The sequence below is a fragment of the Devosia nitrariae genome (genome assembly GCF_030160115.1).
Taxonomy (GTDB): Bacteria; Pseudomonadota; Alphaproteobacteria; order Rhizobiales; family Devosiaceae; genus Devosia; species Devosia nitrariae.
On the sequence record NZ_BSNS01000028.1, the window covers coordinates 17305 to 33075 of the forward strand.

The following is a 15771-nucleotide window of genomic DNA, read 5'->3' on the forward strand; positions in this document are numbered from 1 at the left end:
GACCCGGTCGAACGCGTCCTGTATGGAATTGTATGGTACCGTATGGTGCGCCGAGGGCGCTGTCAATGCCGCGGGCGAGAGGTGTGACGTGACCTTGGAAATGCAGCTGGCAGAGAGCGGCGAAAGCGCCGCGGCATCGATCGAAAAGGATTTGCGCCGCGCCATCATCGAGCTTGAGTTGCTCCCCGGAGCGCGACTTTCCGAGCAGGAGATCGCCACACGCCTGGGCGTGTCACGCCAGCCGGTACGCGAGGCGCTGATCCGCCTCGCCAATTCGCGCCTCATCGAAATCCGCCCGCACCGCGGCACCGTCGTCGCCCTGATCTCCGCCAAGGAAATGATCGAAGCCCTGTTCGTGCGCCAGTCGGTGGAGATTGCCGTCGTGGCCAAGGCCGCAGAGGCTTTCGACGCCTGGCAGCGAAAGCGCGTTGCAAGCCTGTTGCTCAAGCAGGAAGAGGCGGCAGGCAAGCTCGACCATGCCGGCTTCCGCGATCACGATGAGGCATTTCACATCGCTATCGCTACCGGCGCCGGCGTCGGCATTGCCTGGGCCGCCATCGCCGACATGAAGACGCACATGGATAGGGTCTGCAATATGACGTTGCAGAGCGAGGCCGACATGCAGCGCCGCGTGCGCGAGCATCAGGCGATCATGGCCGCCATCGACGCGCACGATGTAGAAGGTGCCAAGAACGCCATGGCCGAGCATTTGGGCAGTATCCTCGACGATCTGCCCGAGCTTGAGACCCGGCACGCCAGCCTTTTCAGCTAGCTACGACCAGTCTGCCTGGATCACGTTCCTGCTTACACATGCACCCGCAGGCGATTGGCCGGCCACGTGGAGCGGCTGATCTCGATGGGGATGCCGGCGCGGTCGACATTCCGCCCTTCCAGTACGATCACCGGCGCGTTGGCAGCAAGGTTGAGGAGTTTGGCTTCCTCGCGTGTGGCCTGCCGGGCGGTGACCTGCGTGTTGCTGCGGCGATAGTCCGAGCGGCCCAATCGTTCCAGAAGGTCGCTGATGCGCGTGATGCCGGCAAAGTGCTCCGGCAAGTCCGGGTAACGCGCGGCCGAGAAGAAGTGCTGGGCAAGACACAACGCTTCGCCGCGCGTCCATCGGCGGATGTGGATTTGAAAGGTTGGACTGTCGGGTGGCAGAGCAAGAGCACGGGCAAGGTCACTATCGCATCGCATCTGCTGAAGCTTGAGAAGCTCGATGGATGAAGCCTCGTCCAACCGCCGCACATTGTCGTTATACCGGGTGCGTGTGTTGACGTAATAGTCGATCACGCTGCCGCGCACGTAGCTGCCACTGCCCTGCCGGCTCTCGATCACGCCGCGCCGCTCCAGCAGGTCCAGCGCCTGCCTTATGGCATGCCGGTTCACGCCGTATTCCAGTGCGAGCGATTGCTGGGTCGGCAGGCGCGTACCGGAACCCAGCCAATCCTGCCGGATGCGATCGGCAATCTGCCCGGCGAGGTTTTCATGCGTGGCGTCCATCACGCCATTATAACACCAAATCGGCGATTTGGCGCCGCTGTCTCTATGAAATAGGCTCGGTTTCGCCCGCATTTCGAGACGGCGTTGAAAGGCTGGCATAGAGCTGATCACAGTCACAATGAGAGGACTTCTGCTGTGTCGCTCGAGGCTTTTGCCGCCCCCGGCTCATTCTGCAAGGGCAATATCCATACCCATTCCGATATTTCCGATGGGGCCCTGTCGCCTGAGGAAGTGTGCAATCGCTATCGCCGCAAGGGCTACGACTTCCTGTGCCTCTCGGATCACTTCCTCGAAAAGTACCGATACCCGCTCACCGACACGACGCCATATCGCACGCAAGGCTTCACCACCATTCTGGGTGCGGAGCTGCACGCCCCGGCAATCAATGGCGGACAGGACTGGCATATTCTGGCTGTCGGCCTGCCACTCGAATTCGCGCCCAAGAGGGACGGCGAGACCGGCCCTGAAATGGCCGATCGGGCGGCTTCTGCCGGCGCCTTCGTCGTCATCGCCCATCCCGAGTGGTATGGCTTGACACTTGAGGACGCCGGAAAGATCGCCTGCGCCCACGCCGTCGAAGTCTATAACCATACGAGCCAGGTCACCTGCTCGCGTGGCGGTGGCGGCTATTTCCTCGATGCCATGCTCATGGCGGGCCGCAGGATAGATGCGCTCGCCGTGGACGATGCGCACTTCAAGCTTCCGGGCGATGACGAGCGCGATGCGTTTGGCGGCTGGGTGATGGTCAAGACGCAAGCCAACGAACCTGAGGCGCTGCTCGCCGCGCTCAAGGCTGGCCACTACTACTCGACCCAGGGCCCCGATATTCTCGACATGGCCATCGAGGGTGAGGAGCTGGCGGTCAGGACCTCGCCGGCAAACCAGGTCATCCTTGCCGGCCGCAACTCGCTGACCGTCAACCATTCCGGTTTCGGGATCACCGAGGCGCGCCTGCCGCTTTCGAGCTTCAAGGGCAAATGGGGGCGTCTCATGGTTCTCGACGCCGAGGGCCGTTGCGCCTGGTCCAATCCGATGTGGTTCTGACCCTTCAGAGGGAGTTCTCAAATGGCCAACGTCACGTTCACTCCCGAAGGGGAAAAGAGTCCCGGTCCGGTCGCCGCGGTGATCTTCGACTGGGCCGGCACCGTACTCGATTTCGGTTGCATGGCACCGGTCGCCGCTTTCCGTGAGGCATTCGTTGAACATGGGCTCGACATCACCGAAGCCGAAGCCCGGGCACCCATGGGCGCCGCCAAACGCGAGCATATCGAGATGATCCTGGGGCAGCCGGACGTGCAGCGGCGCTGGGCAAGGGCCAGGCAGGCAGCGTCGACGAACGAAGACATAGACAGCATCTACGCCGCGTTCCTGCGTATCGATGCCGTCAACTGTGCCAGGTACAGCGACATGATTCCGGGCGCGCTCGAAACCATCGCCGAGCTGCGTGCTCGCGGTATTCGCATCGGCAGCACCACCGGTTATCCGCGCAGCGTCATGGATGGGCTGATGCCGCTCGCCAAGGCACAGGGCTATGAGCCGGATCACTGCACCACGGTCAGCGAGGTCAGGCGCGGTCGTCCGTGGCCGGACATGATCCTCGACAATGCCCTTGCTCTCGAGGTGCCCGACGTTCGAGCCTGCCTTGTGGTGGACGATAGCCCCAGCGGCCTCCTGGCCGGTCGCGCTGCCGGCATGTGGGCGGTCGGCATCGCAGCGAGCGGCAATGAAGTCGGCCTGCCGCGCGACGCCTGGACTGCACTTTCGGCCGGAGAACAGGAGCAACGTCGCTTGCCTGCCGTCGCCAGGCTCAAGGCCTCGGGCGCGAACTTCGTCATCGACACCGTGGCCGATCTTCTGCCTGTCGTCGATGAGATAAACCGGCGTCTGGCCCGGGGGGAGCGTCCATGAGCATCTGGACGTACGCCAATCCGGTCAAGCTCCGCTTCGGCGAAGGTGCGTTGGATGACATCGGCGCGCTCGCCGCTGGTCGCCCCTATCTTCTCGTGACTCATCCGGAAGGCGCGCTGCAGGTTTGGCGCAACCGCGTGATCGAACGTGCCGGCACCCCGCTGGTGGTCGTCGACGATATCGAGCCGAACCCGTCGCTGCAGCTGCTCGAACATATCTGCGCCCGCATCGGCGAAGCCCGCATCAAGCCCGAGCTGATCATCGCATTGGGTGGTGGCTCGGTGATCGACAGCGCCAAATTCCTGGCGGCTGGACATTGCGCGTATGCGTCTGTCGTCGCTTACCTCGAGGAGGGAACGCCGACGGGCACACCCTCCCTTCCACTCATCGCTGTTCCGACGACCTCGGGCACCGGCAGCGACCTCACCAAGTGGGCGACTATCTGGGACCCGGTGAGGGGCCGCAAGCTTTCGCTCGACCGCGACGACCTTTATGCGGAGGCGGCGCTGGTTGATCCTCGCTTGACGGCAAGCCTGCCCTGGAGCCTGACACTGGCGACGGGTCTGGACGCCTTTTCGCATGCGCTGGAAAGCATCTGGAACCGCAATGCCAATCCGGTAACACGTGGTTATGCGGTGCAAGCGGCGCGCGATATTCTCACCGGCTTGCCCAGGCTCCAGGCTGATCTCGACGATAAAGACGCTCGCCGCCTGCTGGCACTGGGCGCCGCACGGGCAGGTCTGGCGTTCTCCAACACGCAGACTGCACTCGCCCACAACATCTCCTATGCCATTACGCTCGGCCATGGCGTGCCGCACGGCATCGCCTGCTCCTTCTGCCTCCCAGAGGTGATGCTCGCCGCACGCGGTGTTTCAACCGAGTGTGACGCGGCGCTCACCGAAATCTTCGCAGACCTGGCCGTAGCGCCAGCCAAGCTCCGTACTTTTCTTTCCAGTCTTGGAGTTGCCGGCTCCCCGCTTGAATTCGGCGTGGCGGCCAAGGAGTGGCGGGCGATTGTGGCCGATGCTTTCGACGGACCGCGCGGCCGCAACTTCATCGGCACTATCGAGCAGTTTCCTGCGCTCTGACTGGTCGGCCGGGTCGCTTGCGCGCGACATGACTATCGCTGCGGTGGTGCCACCAAGCAGGTGCAGTCTGCTCTATTCGATTGTGCTAGAGTGACGGTCTCTTGTTGGAGACGCACGCATGAGCGTTGCTGTTGTCACTGGCGCTGGGGGGTTGATCGGGTCGGAGACGGCCAGGTTTCTACTGGATCGGGGCTACGATGTGGTGGGAATTGACAATGACATGCGAGCGCACTTCTTCGGCGCAGAGGCCTCCACCCGTTGGCGGTTGAACCAGCTGTCGAGCAATCCGCACTTTTTCCACATCGACATCGACATACGTGACGTAGCAGCGATCGATGCGTGCTTTGCCCGTTTTGGCGCCGCCATTTCCGCAGTGGTCCATGCTGCCGCCCAGCCTTCCCACGATTGGGCCGCCGCCGATCCGGCCACCGACTTTTCTGTCAATGCCGTTGGAACACTCAACATCCTGGAGGCAACCCGCCGCTTCGCACCCGACGCGGCCGTGATCTATACCTCGACCAACAAGGTCTATGGCGACCTGCCAAATCGATTGCCCGTTGTGGAGCTCGAAACCCGTTGGGAGTTGCCCGCCGACAACCCGTACAGCGCCCGCGGGATCGATGAGAGCATGGCCATCGATCAATCCCTGCACTCGATCTTCGGCGTATCGAAAGCCTCGGCCGACCTGATGGTGCAGGAATATGGCCGTTACTTCGGCATCAAGACCGTGTGCTTCCGCGGAGGATGCCTGACCGGTGGTGGGCATTCCGCCACCGAGCTCCACGGCTTTCTGGCCTATCTCATGAAATGCACCTGCACCGGGCGTCCCTATAGAATTTACGGGCACGGGGGCAAGCAGGTCCGCGACAACATCCATGCCAGCGATTTCGTCCTGGCGATATGGTCGTTCCTGCAGAATCCCTCCGTCGCCAGGGTCTACAACATCGGCGGGGGGCGCTTCGCCAACTGCTCGATGCTCGAGGCGATCGCCATATGCGAGAATCTTTGCGGGCGTAAACTGAACTACAGTTACGTGCCCGACGAGCGAATTGGAGACCACCGCTGGTGGATCAGCGACATGAGCCGGTTCATGGACGACTATCCGTCGTTCCGCATAAACTGGACGATCGAGGATATTCTTGCCGACATCCTGGCGGCGGGGGCCGATCGGTGGGATCGTGAACCGGCGGAGCTGGCAGATTGAAGAGCAGCGGGCAAACGATGTTCATCTCTGTTTCAAGGCAGGCGTTGTTTGGCGGGCGGGCGGCCGTCGGTCTCTGCGCCCTGCTGCTGGCCTTTGCAGTACCGCCGACGGAAGGCCTGGCGCAGTCGGAGAATGCGGCTGGCTGTACGGGTTGTCCCGAGCTGGTCCCCCTGCCGAGCGGCCCATACATCGGAAAATACCTGGTGACGGTCGACGAGTTTGCTGCGTTCGTCGAGGCCACCGGGCACGAGACCGATGACCGGTGTACCCAGATCACCACCTCACCGATGGAGCATTTCGGCAACTGGCGCGATCCCGGCTTTCAGCAGGAGGGCAACCACCCGGTGGTGTGCGTCAGCTGGCTCGACGCTACGGCCTATGTGGATTGGCTGAGCGACACGACGGGCGAGCCGTTCCGCCTCCCGACCATCGAGGAATCGCAGGAGGCGGCGGCAGCGGGAAGTCAGGCGACGTATTTCTGGGGCGAGGACGTGTCGCAGGTTTGTCGGTACGCCAATGTTGCCGATGTTAACTTCAAAGCAGCCTTCCCCGACGATCCGCGGCAGATCCCCACTTGCGATGACGGCTACACCTATACGTCACCGGTCGACGCGTTCCCGCCCAACGCCCTCGGGGTCCATGATGCCATCGGCAATGTCTGGCAGTGGACCAACAGCTGCCTTGCCGGCGACTGCGCCAACGCGGTCTTCCGTGGCGGCGGGTGGACGGTCCCCAATCCGAAATACTTCGCCCTCGATGGCACATTCGGTGACCGGGTCGTGCTCCGCAACACGGTGATCGGGTTTCGGGTCCTTCGGGACTAGGGCTATTGCCACCGGACGTTATGCAAGTGATGCCAACGCGTCACCCCCTCCTGCCTCCCCCATCAAGGGGGAGGTGGACTCCTGAGCGTTCGGCGAGATCGTGCCACAGCCGTCCGATTCAACGCTGCAAAGGCGGATCAGTCGTGTCCGTGGCACAACTTTGCCATGTCCACCGGACCGACACCTCCCCCCTTGTGGGGGAGGTTGGGAGGGGGTATCCACGCATCACGGCTCGCTCTCGGTCACCACACGTAAGCCATAGGTATAGAAGGGTACGTTCGGGTCGTTCCAGATCACCTTGCTCAAGCGCAGGTCTGCCGGAGGGCTGGACCAGCTGCCGCCGATCAAGGCATGCCGCTGGCACCCGGAATCCTGACAGTCGCTCGTCCACTGCCAGGCATTGCCGAGCGCGTCGGCAATGCCATAGGGGTTGGCGGCAAAACTGCCGACCGGTGACGTGCCCTTGCCGTCATAGGGAGATCCGCAGGCGATGCAGTTCGCCCTGTTCTCGCCGATGTCCTCGCCCCACCAGTAATTGGTGGGGGCACCCGAACTTGCCGCCTGTCGATACTCCTCGACGGTCGGCAGCCTGTAAGTCTTGCCGGTGCGCGCGCTCAGCCATTCGAGATAGGCGATTGCGTCCGCATAGGCGATGCAGACGGCCGGGTGGTCGTCGGCCTGTTCGATGGCTCCAGGATAGTTCCAGGCGCAGCCCCAGCCGTTGCGGCGAAAGCCGGTTTCCTGGGCAAAGGCTGCAAACTGCGCGCGCGTGACGTGGTGCTTGCTCATGCGCAGCCCGCTGGGCAGCGTGACCATCTCGGGACACTGTTCGCAATCGCGGCTGACCTGGATCTCGGCGCGCGGCAGGCTGAAACCTTGTGCCTGGACGGCGGCCGGAAACAGCAGGCAGAACACCATCAAGCCAGCAAGCCCAGACAGGTTCAGGCGCGTGGATGTCATGTCAGATCCATGCCGCGCAGGATCTCCCGCGCATCGTCCGACCCGAGGTTGATGGCTCGTTCGAGCAGGATGCGCGCCCGATCCTCGTCCGGCGGCGTGCCAAGTCCGTCTCGATAGATCACCGCCAGGTTGGTCATCGCATGCGGATTGTCCTGGTTGGCAGAGCGGGTCAGCCACATGCGCGCGAACTGATAGTTCTTCTGCCAGAAGATGCCGTCGGCCAGCATGACGCCGACGGTCATCTGGGCGTAGTCGCTGCCGACCGCAGCTGCGGCCAGCAACAGATCCACCGTCTGCTGGTCGGTCAGCCGCCCCGTCTGCGGCGCCTCGATGCTGGCCTGATAAGCCCGAACGGCAGCGCGTGTCGGGCTATCAAGGACGCCGTTGATGCTGTCGATGCTGAAGCCGAGCGAATCCAGGCCATACTGGATCATGTTGAAAGGGATGCGATCGAGCTGCGCGATCGCGGCGCGGCGAAGGCTGGCCTCGTCGGCTGAACCTTCTCCCACCAGTTCTTCGACGACCTCGCCCGCCCGCTGCAGCGCCTCGATACGTGCCCGGGCGAGATCGGCAAAGCTGCCATTGGGATACTGGCGTAGATACGCCTCAAAGTCCGCGGCGTGCTTGCTGCCACTGATCGTGCGCCAATAGATCTCGTCGAGCGGTGCAGTTTCGAGGGCGCGCTCCTGCGCGATCTGACGGATGTGAGCAATCCGTTCTCGGGCCAGAGAAACATAGAAGTCGTCGTTGAACTCGGAAAGGAAGGACCGGTAGCCGTCTTCCGTATCGACGTCGAGCGCGTGCTCATAAGCAACCCGCACGAGATTTTCCTGCGACTGCGGGACCGAACCGCCTGGCGCTTCACGCAGGAAGATCTCCCGATCGGGCAACGTGCCATAGTAAACCGGCTCCTGCGCGCCAGCCGTCATCGTGCGCACCTCAGCGTTCACCCGCCGGAAGACATAGTTGACCTCGAGGCCAGGGGTCGCCAGGTGCCGCAGCAGGGCCTGCGTATAGGGGCTGTGATCCTCCGCCCCGTCATAGGCCGTGCGTCCGGCGGTCGCTGCAAATGAGATGAGTGTTGATCCGACGGGTTCGACACGCGCCAACCCCTTGCCGACACTGTTCGCGCCCAGGGTCCTTTCGATATCGAGCAGGAACGGGTTGTTGCGGCAGGCATCGAGCATGATCAGCTGGAGTTGCCGCGCACCCTTGCTGGCATCAAGCACCTCTCCCAGCGGCAGCGCTTCCGTCTCGATGTCGATGTCACGGTTGAGATCGGCGTCGACGGGGATGAGATAGTTGACCCCCTCGAGTTCGATGCCGTGTCCGGCGTAATAGAGAGCGGCGTACTCCGCACCCCTCGCTTCGACGGCGAACTCTTCGAGAGCGCTCCGCATTCCGGCAAGATCGAGGTCGAGCTTAACCCGCGTTTCGAAACCGAGCTCAATGAGGCTGTCGGCGACGGCGCGTGCATCGTTCAGCGGGTTGGCGAGCGCCGGCACTGCCTCATAGGCGGCGTTGCCGATGACGAGCGCCACCTGACGGGCCTGCGCCTCTGCGACCGCGCCGACCAGCACGATCCAAAGCAGGCATATGCTGCCCAGCCTCTTGATATACGCTGTCAATGGACACCTCCGATCCATTGCCACCAGGCAGGCGATGCGCGGCAGGCGACAACTTCACCGCTGCAAGAAGTCTAGCAGGCAAACAGTGCCTCGACTAGTTCTGACTGGGCCGGCGCACTCTCGGACACCAATGTTTTATCAACATTGACAGAAGCAAAACCGAATGGTTTACTTGCGCTTACGGAGGCAGGCATGGCTACGCAGTCGTTTGATCGGCGCGCAACGTCTATGCGCTCATTGGTTTTAGGCCCCTCGCTTGCCGTGCTGACCATGGTCGGCACGCCCTCCGTCAGTCTTGGTCAAAATGCATCGTTGGAGGAGGCCTGTGAAGCGTTCCTCAACCTGCGCAGTCCCGCCGTGATCGAGCGCGTCATCGTCAATTACGCCGACCATCCGTGCGTTCCGCTGCTGCTGGCGTCGTTGCCGGCCGAAAACCTCTCCCGGATTTCGCCGCAGGTCGTGGCCACGCTCCCGCATGCGCAATTGCGCAAAATCCCAAGAGTGGTGCTCGAGCAACTGGGTATCAGCGCTCGATACGACGAACCGCGCAGTGTTCCGACGCAGCGAGCGCCAACCAACGCCAGTCAGTATTAGGTTGAGGCTTCATGGGTTTGCCGCTTCGCTACAGGCGCGTCGGCGAGTAGAACACGGCGTTGATCATGATCGCAGACCAACCCACAGTCTCGGTCATCATCACCAACTGGAACTACGCGCCCTATCTGCCGGCGGCCATCGACAGCGTCCTCACCCAGACCGCGCCGGTTCATCAGTGCATCGTCGTCGACGACGGATCGACTGACGGGTCGCGGGCGATCATCGAGTCCTACGGTGAGAAGATCGTCCCGGTCTTCAGGTCCCAGGGCGGCCAGGCGGCCGCGTTCAATTCCGGCATCGAGCACGCGACAGGCTCGATCATCATGTTCCTCGATGCCGACGATGTCCTGAAGCCCGAGGCGGTGGAAACGATCACGGCCGTCTGGCATCCGGAACTGGCCGGCGTCTGTTTCGGCATGGAGGTGATCGACCGCAAGGGAAAGCCCTGCGGGCTGCTCCCGATAGAACTGCGGGACGTCGACCACCGGCCGCTGCAGACCGAACTCGGGACCTTTACTTTCATGCCGACGAGTGGTAACGCCTTCGCCCGCCGCGTCATAGAGGCCGCCTGCCCCTTTCCCGAAACGCGCTGGAAAATCAGCGCCGATGCCTACCTGTTGCGCATTGCCGCCCTTACTGGCCGCATGATGCCGCTCTCGCAGGTGCTGGCGCAGTATCGCGTGCACGAAGCGAACAACTACTATCGCGTCGGTGCGTCCAAGCTCTGGACCAACCGCCGCGCGGTTCGCGACATTGTCGACCTCGCCCGCTATCTCGCGGGCGACAAGGCCATCGCCGGGCGGATCGGACTGAGTAGCGCAGAGCAATTCGCCCTCCAGACGGCAGCGCTTCGCTTTTGCGCCGGTCTTTATGGGATGGGCGACCGCTCCGCAGATCTGGGGCGGGATCTGCGCCGCCTGGCTCGCATGGTGGTTTCCCGTCCAGCGTCGCTACGGTCGCGCCTCCTTACGAGCATCACGCTATTCCTCGCCAGCCTGAGCCTCTGGCGAAACCGCAGCATCGCCCTGTGGTTGCAGCGAAGACGCGATCGACCTAGATGGGTTAGCGCTTTGGTTGATCTTGCCGGGCACGATAGCATTTGGAGCGGCGATCGGCCGGACAGGCGACCTCGTTGGCGTGGCGCAACGCCGATGAGTGAGACGTTGCGGACAGACGTCGACGCGGCGGCCGACGAGGCGATGGGAAGAAGGCTGCGTAGGCCACACTATGACGGCCACCCTCATTTGTTCGAACCGGGAGGATCGATCGAGCTCGAACTTGCTCCGACCCCCCACGCCCTGACGATCGAAATCGGCGTTGCACCTACCGAGGGTGAAGCTATCGGCATCGCAGTCGAGGCTTCCATCGGTGAGGATCTCATCGAGCGAGCAATCGTTTCTCGTCATCGTACAATCCAAGTTTCCCTTCCACGAGCCGCCGTTGCCTGGGGTGGTCCCATTTGTGTTGACCTCGCAATAGGCAAGACACAATCCGCCTGGCCCTTCTGGCACCCGAGGTTCTGGCTCGAGGTCCCGCCACGCCTCGCTGTCGAATCCGTCTGCGTGAAACCGGCGGACTTTGTGGCCGATCCCCCGGCGTTCCTCCCGGATCGGTCACTGCACGCCGCTGACTTCGTTCCCGCAGGCGCCGCAGATTGGTACCGGCACGACGACGGCTCCATCGAGATGGCTGGCACGGCTGCCGAGTTCGGGTTCACTGGCGCTGACCAAGGCCGCCGGCGGACCGTCGTCCTGTTTCCCGCACCGACACAGCCGGCGGGCTGGATGCGAATTCTGGCTGGGGAACTCCCGCTCTATGAAGGCAAATGGGGAAAGCCCGGCAGCCTGACGCTGACGGTGCCGTTCAACGATGACGAGCGCTATTGGCAAACTGCCCTGCAGTTTCGTTTCGCCGCCAACGACCCGCTCGAATCGACAGGCCCACGGTTCGAAGGCATCGCGTTCCGCCTGGAAAATGCCAATCCGGTCCGTTACCCCCACAACCGTGGACCCGAACCGATCGTTAATGCCGGCCAACAGCTAACTTTCTTCGGCAATGGTGACGGCGTACGGGCGCTCGGCCCGGATTTCGTGGTGGATGAAGGTGGGTGGGCAACATTGACGGCGAGGGGAAAGATCTCTCTGCGGATCGCCGACGGCACGACGGACGTCTCGGTCGGTCTCGATATCGAACAGGCCTTTCCACCGCCCTCTGACCTCGTACAGTTGGTGACGGTGATCTCAAAGGGGCAGATCCTGGCGCAGGTTGGGCTCACCGGCACTACCCAGTTGTCGGTTCCCCTTGACCCGTCGATAATCGAAACGGATCTCATCGAGCTCGAACTGTTGTCGGTCTATCTGAGCCACGCCGAACTCGCGCGGCCCTCCGATAACGCCTTCCTTCGACCGGCGCCGCTCATCCTCAGCGCCATCACTATCGACGGGCAACGGCCCGTTGTGCCCAATCCAGTCTTGCCGGAGCCCGCCAGCGGTAGCATGGATCGGTTGCTTCAGATCGCGCGCAAGGCGTTTGCCGTCGACGGCAATATGGACACGGCACGCCTTGAAACCGTGCGGGCTGACCTCGTCACTGCGATTAGCGGAGCTGACCTTCGTGCGATGCTTTCCCTCCTCGGGGACGAGGACACGATCCCGACACTTGCGCGTATCGGCCGCAGTATCGGGCCGCCGCGCGGAGACAACAAAGCTAGCGTCGTCGCGGCACGTCTTTCCGCCACCTCCACCCTTCCCGGTGACCGCGAAGGATCCTTGCAACTGGTCCTGTTGGCGCTGTTGACCCTGCCGGCCTCGGCCGTGCCGGCGCTGGCTGATCTTGCCGCAATGCCTGCGCCGCTCCTCTGGAATCCCGATGCGATCGCGGCGTATCTCGGCGAGGATCCGGCCTTGCTGGTCGATACTACTATCGATAGCTCCGGTTACGAGACCTTCATCAGGACCCTGATTGCCAGCATCGACGCTGGTCTTTGTCAGCCGCCGAACCATCCTTACCGCGGCCTCGCCGAGTCAGTGCTCAAAGCGCTTCGGCCGAATTACCTGCTCTTTGGATCAGGTACCTGCCGGGAGGTGCTGAAACAGCTTGGACGGACAATGGAACGGTACCTAGTGCAGTCAGGCCGAACCCTGGCTCGCCGCTTCCCAGAGAGAACCGGAAAGCGACGGCGCCGTGTAGGTCTGTTCTTGCGGAATGATAGGACTGGTCCGGAAGCCATTATCGCCTCGGCGATGATCAAGGGATTGGACCCAAACCAGTTCGAGCCGGTTCTGATCGTGCTGGAACAGGAGCCCGGGCATGACAGGATGGCGTTTGGCTGCAGGACCATCTTTCTCGGTGATCGCACGATCGATGCGTGCGTAACCCTGATCCGCAATGCCGAGTTCGACGTTCTGGTTTTGGGTTCGTTCGTCGTCGGTCTTGATCACCTATCAGCAATTGTTGCCCACAAATTGGCGCCGGTTCAGGTGGCAACGACCGCCATTTCTCCGGTGACCACAGGCCTCTCAAGCTTCGATGCAATCATCTCGTCTCCCCTTGTTGATCAACCCGACAGCGCGGACTACGCTGAGCCACTCCGCTTGGCCGCCGGCCAAATCCAGGCGTTCGACCGCCCGATTCCGGATTTGCCCGAAGAACCCGTCAGTCTGGTGCGCAGGCGATTGGATTTGCCGCTCGACACCGTCGCGTTCGTCAGCGGAGCGATGATGCACAAGATCGGTACTGAGCTCATGTCGACCTGGGCCAGATGCCTGGCCCGCGTGCCGGGTTCGATCCTAGTGCTCTACCCATTCGCACCGAACTGGCAGATCGACTACGCTCCGGTCGCGTTCCGCGAATGGGCCGAACAGATCCTGGAACAGCAGGGCGTTTCGCCGTCCCGACTTATCATTCGCACCAATTTAAGCCAGGCCGAGGTGGCGCGGCTTCTCTCTGCATGCGATGTCTATCTCGACAGCTTTCCCTATGCCGGCGCCACAACTGTCACCGAAGCCCTTGATGTCGGTCTGCCGGTCGTCACCTTTGAAGGGTCGCATCAGCGCGGCAGGCAAGGTGCAGGCTGGCTTCGAGCATTGGGGCTGGGTAAGACTATCGCCCGCTCCGTTCCGGACTACGAGCGCCGCGCTATACGATTGGGTAGGGATGCAGCGCTGCGGCTCGACAACCGCGAGGCTATCTCAAGGGCAGCCAAGCCTCACCACGACCTAGCCGCCGCCGGCAAGCGGTTCGGTGACGCCCTAATCGCCGTGGACGGTGGTGAGCCGATCTGTGACGATCCTACCAAACCCATCACCTACCGCTACCTGTTTCATCACATGCCAAAGACAGCGGGAACCAGCACCCGCCAGGTGTTCCAGGCTTGGTTCAGATGGGTTCACAATGACTATCGCAAGGGCTGGATTGCTGGTCCATTGCCCGATCGGTTGGACCTTTCCGACGTAGGGCCGGACGATCTCATAATGGGCCACTTCGAGCTGCCTCAGCTCCGCCTCAGGCGGCGCTATCCGGAAATCTGGTCGGGCCCCGAGTGGCGCTTGTTCTCAATTGTCCGCGATCCTTTGGAACTGGCGCTGTCGAACTATTTCTTCGCCCACAAGCGCCGCGCCGACGATCCGACCTTCAAGCCGACGACGCTGTCTCGTCACTTGCGCAGAAAAGGACAGTCGGCGTTCTGTCTGCACTTCGGCTGCAGCGAGAAGACCTGGCGAAAGACCATCGACCGATACTGGTTCATCGGCACCATGGAGCGGCTCGAGGAGTCCCTTGCCTATGTGGCAGACACCCTCGGCAAGCCCTTGCCGGAGATCCCACACGAGAACGCAACGGAACGCCCCGTATGTCCTGATCCGGAAGACGTGGAGATATTCGCCAAACTGAATGCGCTGGATTACGAGATCTACAACGAAATCTGCGCCAGGCTCGACGTCAGATTAAGCGAGGCGCGGCGGGTTTTTTAGCTACCGGCGCGGCAGGGCCATGCCGTCGGCGTCGAAGCAGTGCAGGTCCGACGGCTCGGCCTTGAGATGCAAGATTTCCCCCTTCTCGAGTTCCCGGGTTCGGTCGAACTTGGCAAGCATCGGGGTGCCGTCATCGAGCCGCATATAGGCGATCGTGACTTCCCCCAGATGCTCGACGAGATCGACGGTGCCCGAGAAAAGCGCCGCTTCCGGCGAGGCCAGATCGAGATGCTCGGGCCTGACGCCGAGCGTGCCGTTCTGCACGCCCGCGCGCCCACCGCTCGTGAATCCGGTGGTAACGAGGGGCTTGCCGTTTCGCTCGATCCGGGTCGAACCGTTCTCGAAGGTGAGGGTCGCGGGGAGGAAATTCATTGCAGGTGAGCCGATGAATCCGGCAACGAAGAGGTTGCGTGGATTGTCGTAGAGATCGACGGGGCGGCCGACCTGCTCGATGCGGCCGGCATTGAGCACGACGATGCGGTCGGCCAGCGTCATCGCCTCAACCTGGTCGTGCGTTACATAAACCATGGTCGTGTCCGCGAGCCGCTCCTTGAGGCGCGCGATCTCGATGCGGGTCGCAACGCGGAGCGCCGCATCGAGGTTGGAAAGCGGCTCGTCGAACAGGAACACCTTGGCTTCGCGCACGATCGCCCGGCCGATGGCGACGCGCTGGCGCTGGCCGCCCGAGAGCTGGCGCGGACGGCGCTTGAGATAGGGCGTCAGCTGCAGCATGTCGGCGGCCGCCTGCACGCGCCGCTCGATCTCGGGTTTGCCGACATGGGCGATCTTGAGGCTGAAGGCGAGGTTCTCGAAGACGTTCATGTGCGGATAAAGCGCATAGGACTGGAACACCATGGCGATGCCGCGCCTGGCCGGTGGCACGTCGTTGGCGAACTTGCCGTCGATCAGCAGTTCGCCTGCATTGATGCCCTCGAGGCCCGCGATCATGCGCAGCAGCGTCGATTTTCCGCATCCGGAAGGACCGACGAACACCACGAACTCGCCGGTCTCGATATCGAGATCGACATCGCTGATCACTTCCAGTCCTCCATAGGATTTGCGAACGTCCCGCAGGCTGATCGCCGTCATTTCGAA

The 15771-nt window shown here is 62.5% G+C and carries 12 protein-coding genes; 8 read left to right on the forward strand and 4 right to left on the reverse strand.

What is annotated here, in order from left to right; genetic code table 11:
- Window positions 1–100: 100 nt before the first annotated feature.
- The gene (locus QQK18_RS26305) at window positions 101–772 is read left to right on the forward strand and encodes a GntR family transcriptional regulator (protein ID WP_379995438.1); all 672 of its coding nucleotides are present in this window, start codon (window positions 101–103) and stop codon (window positions 770–772) included.
- Between the two features lie 32 nt (window positions 773–804).
- Here QQK18_RS26305 and phnF read toward each other — a convergent pair whose 3' ends face one another.
- Window positions 805–1500, reverse strand: coding sequence for a phosphonate metabolism transcriptional regulator PhnF (phnF, locus tag QQK18_RS26310; RefSeq protein WP_284343386.1), 696 nt, complete (start codon window positions 1498–1500; stop codon window positions 805–807).
- Between the two features lie 135 nt (window positions 1501–1635).
- Between phnF and QQK18_RS26315 the strand changes: the two genes are divergently transcribed.
- The 5 genes from QQK18_RS26315 to QQK18_RS26335 all read left to right on the forward strand — a co-directional run bounded on the left by QQK18_RS26315 (window position 1636) and on the right by QQK18_RS26335 (window position 6524).
- Complete coding sequence (locus QQK18_RS26315) at window positions 1636–2544, forward strand: CehA/McbA family metallohydrolase (protein WP_284343387.1); 909 nt, start codon at window positions 1636–1638, stop codon at window positions 2542–2544.
- Between the two features lie 21 nt (window positions 2545–2565).
- Entirely contained in the window at window positions 2566–3408 is an 843-nt protein-coding gene (phnX, locus tag QQK18_RS26320; protein WP_284343388.1) for a phosphonoacetaldehyde hydrolase, read from the forward strand.
- The gene (gene psrA, locus QQK18_RS26325; RefSeq protein ID WP_284343389.1) at window positions 3405–4496 is read left to right on the forward strand and encodes an iron-containing alcohol dehydrogenase PsrA; all 1092 of its coding nucleotides are present in this window, start codon (window positions 3405–3407) and stop codon (window positions 4494–4496) included. The genes phnX and psrA overlap by 4 nt, the downstream gene beginning before the upstream one ends.
- A 118-nt stretch (window positions 4497–4614) precedes the next feature.
- Window positions 4615–5700: an NAD-dependent epimerase/dehydratase family protein gene (locus tag QQK18_RS26330; RefSeq protein WP_284343390.1), complete on the forward strand. Its 1086-nt coding sequence runs from the start codon at window positions 4615–4617 to the stop codon at window positions 5698–5700.
- 17 nt (window positions 5701–5717) lie between these two features.
- Entirely contained in the window at window positions 5718–6524 is an 807-nt protein-coding gene (locus tag QQK18_RS26335; RefSeq protein WP_284343391.1) for a formylglycine-generating enzyme family protein, read from the forward strand.
- Window positions 6525–6749: 225 nt separating this feature from the next.
- Here QQK18_RS26335 and QQK18_RS26340 read toward each other — a convergent pair whose 3' ends face one another.
- On the reverse strand, window positions 6750–7484 hold the full coding sequence (locus QQK18_RS26340) for a formylglycine-generating enzyme family protein (protein ID WP_284343392.1): 735 nt from the start codon (window positions 7482–7484) through the stop codon (window positions 6750–6752).
- Window positions 7481–9112 carry a caspase family protein gene (locus QQK18_RS26345; protein WP_284343393.1) on the reverse strand — a complete coding sequence of 544 codons (1632 nt, stop codon included), beginning with the start codon at window positions 9110–9112 and terminating at the stop codon, window positions 7481–7483. Before QQK18_RS26345 ends, QQK18_RS26340 begins: the two co-directional genes overlap by 4 nt.
- A gap of 192 nt (window positions 9113–9304) precedes the next feature.
- On the opposite strand from QQK18_RS26345, the gene QQK18_RS26350 reads away from it, so the two are divergent.
- A complete protein-coding gene (locus QQK18_RS26350; RefSeq protein ID WP_284343394.1) occupies window positions 9305–9706 on the forward strand; it encodes a hypothetical protein in 402 nt (133 codons plus the stop codon).
- Between the two features lie 65 nt (window positions 9707–9771).
- Window positions 9772–14676 carry a glycosyltransferase gene (locus tag QQK18_RS26355; protein ID WP_284343395.1) on the forward strand — a complete coding sequence of 1635 codons (4905 nt, stop codon included), beginning with the start codon at window positions 9772–9774 and terminating at the stop codon, window positions 14674–14676.
- On the opposite strand, the gene QQK18_RS26360 is transcribed toward QQK18_RS26355, so the two are convergent.
- On the reverse strand, window positions 14677–15765 hold the full coding sequence (locus QQK18_RS26360; RefSeq protein WP_284343396.1) for an ABC transporter ATP-binding protein: 1089 nt from the start codon (window positions 15763–15765) through the stop codon (window positions 14677–14679).
- Between the last annotated feature and the right edge of the window lie 6 nt (window positions 15766–15771).

Coding starts and splice junctions, on each gene's coding strand:
- QQK18_RS26305 (WP_379995438.1), top strand. CDS start 101: ATGCAGCTGGCAGAGAGCGGCGAAAGCGCCGCGGCATCGATCGAAAAG.
- phnF (WP_284343386.1), bottom strand. CDS start 1,500: ATGGACGCCACGCATGAAAACCTCGCCGGGCAGATTGCCGATCGCATC.
- phnX (WP_284343388.1), top strand. CDS start 2,566: ATGGCCAACGTCACGTTCACTCCCGAAGGGGAAAAGAGTCCCGGTCCG.
- psrA (WP_284343389.1), top strand. CDS start 3,405: ATGAGCATCTGGACGTACGCCAATCCGGTCAAGCTCCGCTTCGGCGAA.
- QQK18_RS26330 (WP_284343390.1), top strand. CDS start 4,615: ATGAGCGTTGCTGTTGTCACTGGCGCTGGGGGGTTGATCGGGTCGGAG.
- QQK18_RS26335 (WP_284343391.1), top strand. CDS start 5,718: ATGTTCATCTCTGTTTCAAGGCAGGCGTTGTTTGGCGGGCGGGCGGCC.
- QQK18_RS26340 (WP_284343392.1), bottom strand. CDS start 7,484: ATGACATCCACGCGCCTGAACCTGTCTGGGCTTGCTGGCTTGATGGTG.
- QQK18_RS26350 (WP_284343394.1), top strand. CDS start 9,305: ATGGCTACGCAGTCGTTTGATCGGCGCGCAACGTCTATGCGCTCATTG.
- QQK18_RS26355 (WP_284343395.1), top strand. CDS start 9,772: ATGATCGCAGACCAACCCACAGTCTCGGTCATCATCACCAACTGGAAC.
- QQK18_RS26360 (WP_284343396.1), bottom strand. CDS start 15,765: ATGACGGCGATCAGCCTGCGGGACGTTCGCAAATCCTATGGAGGACTG.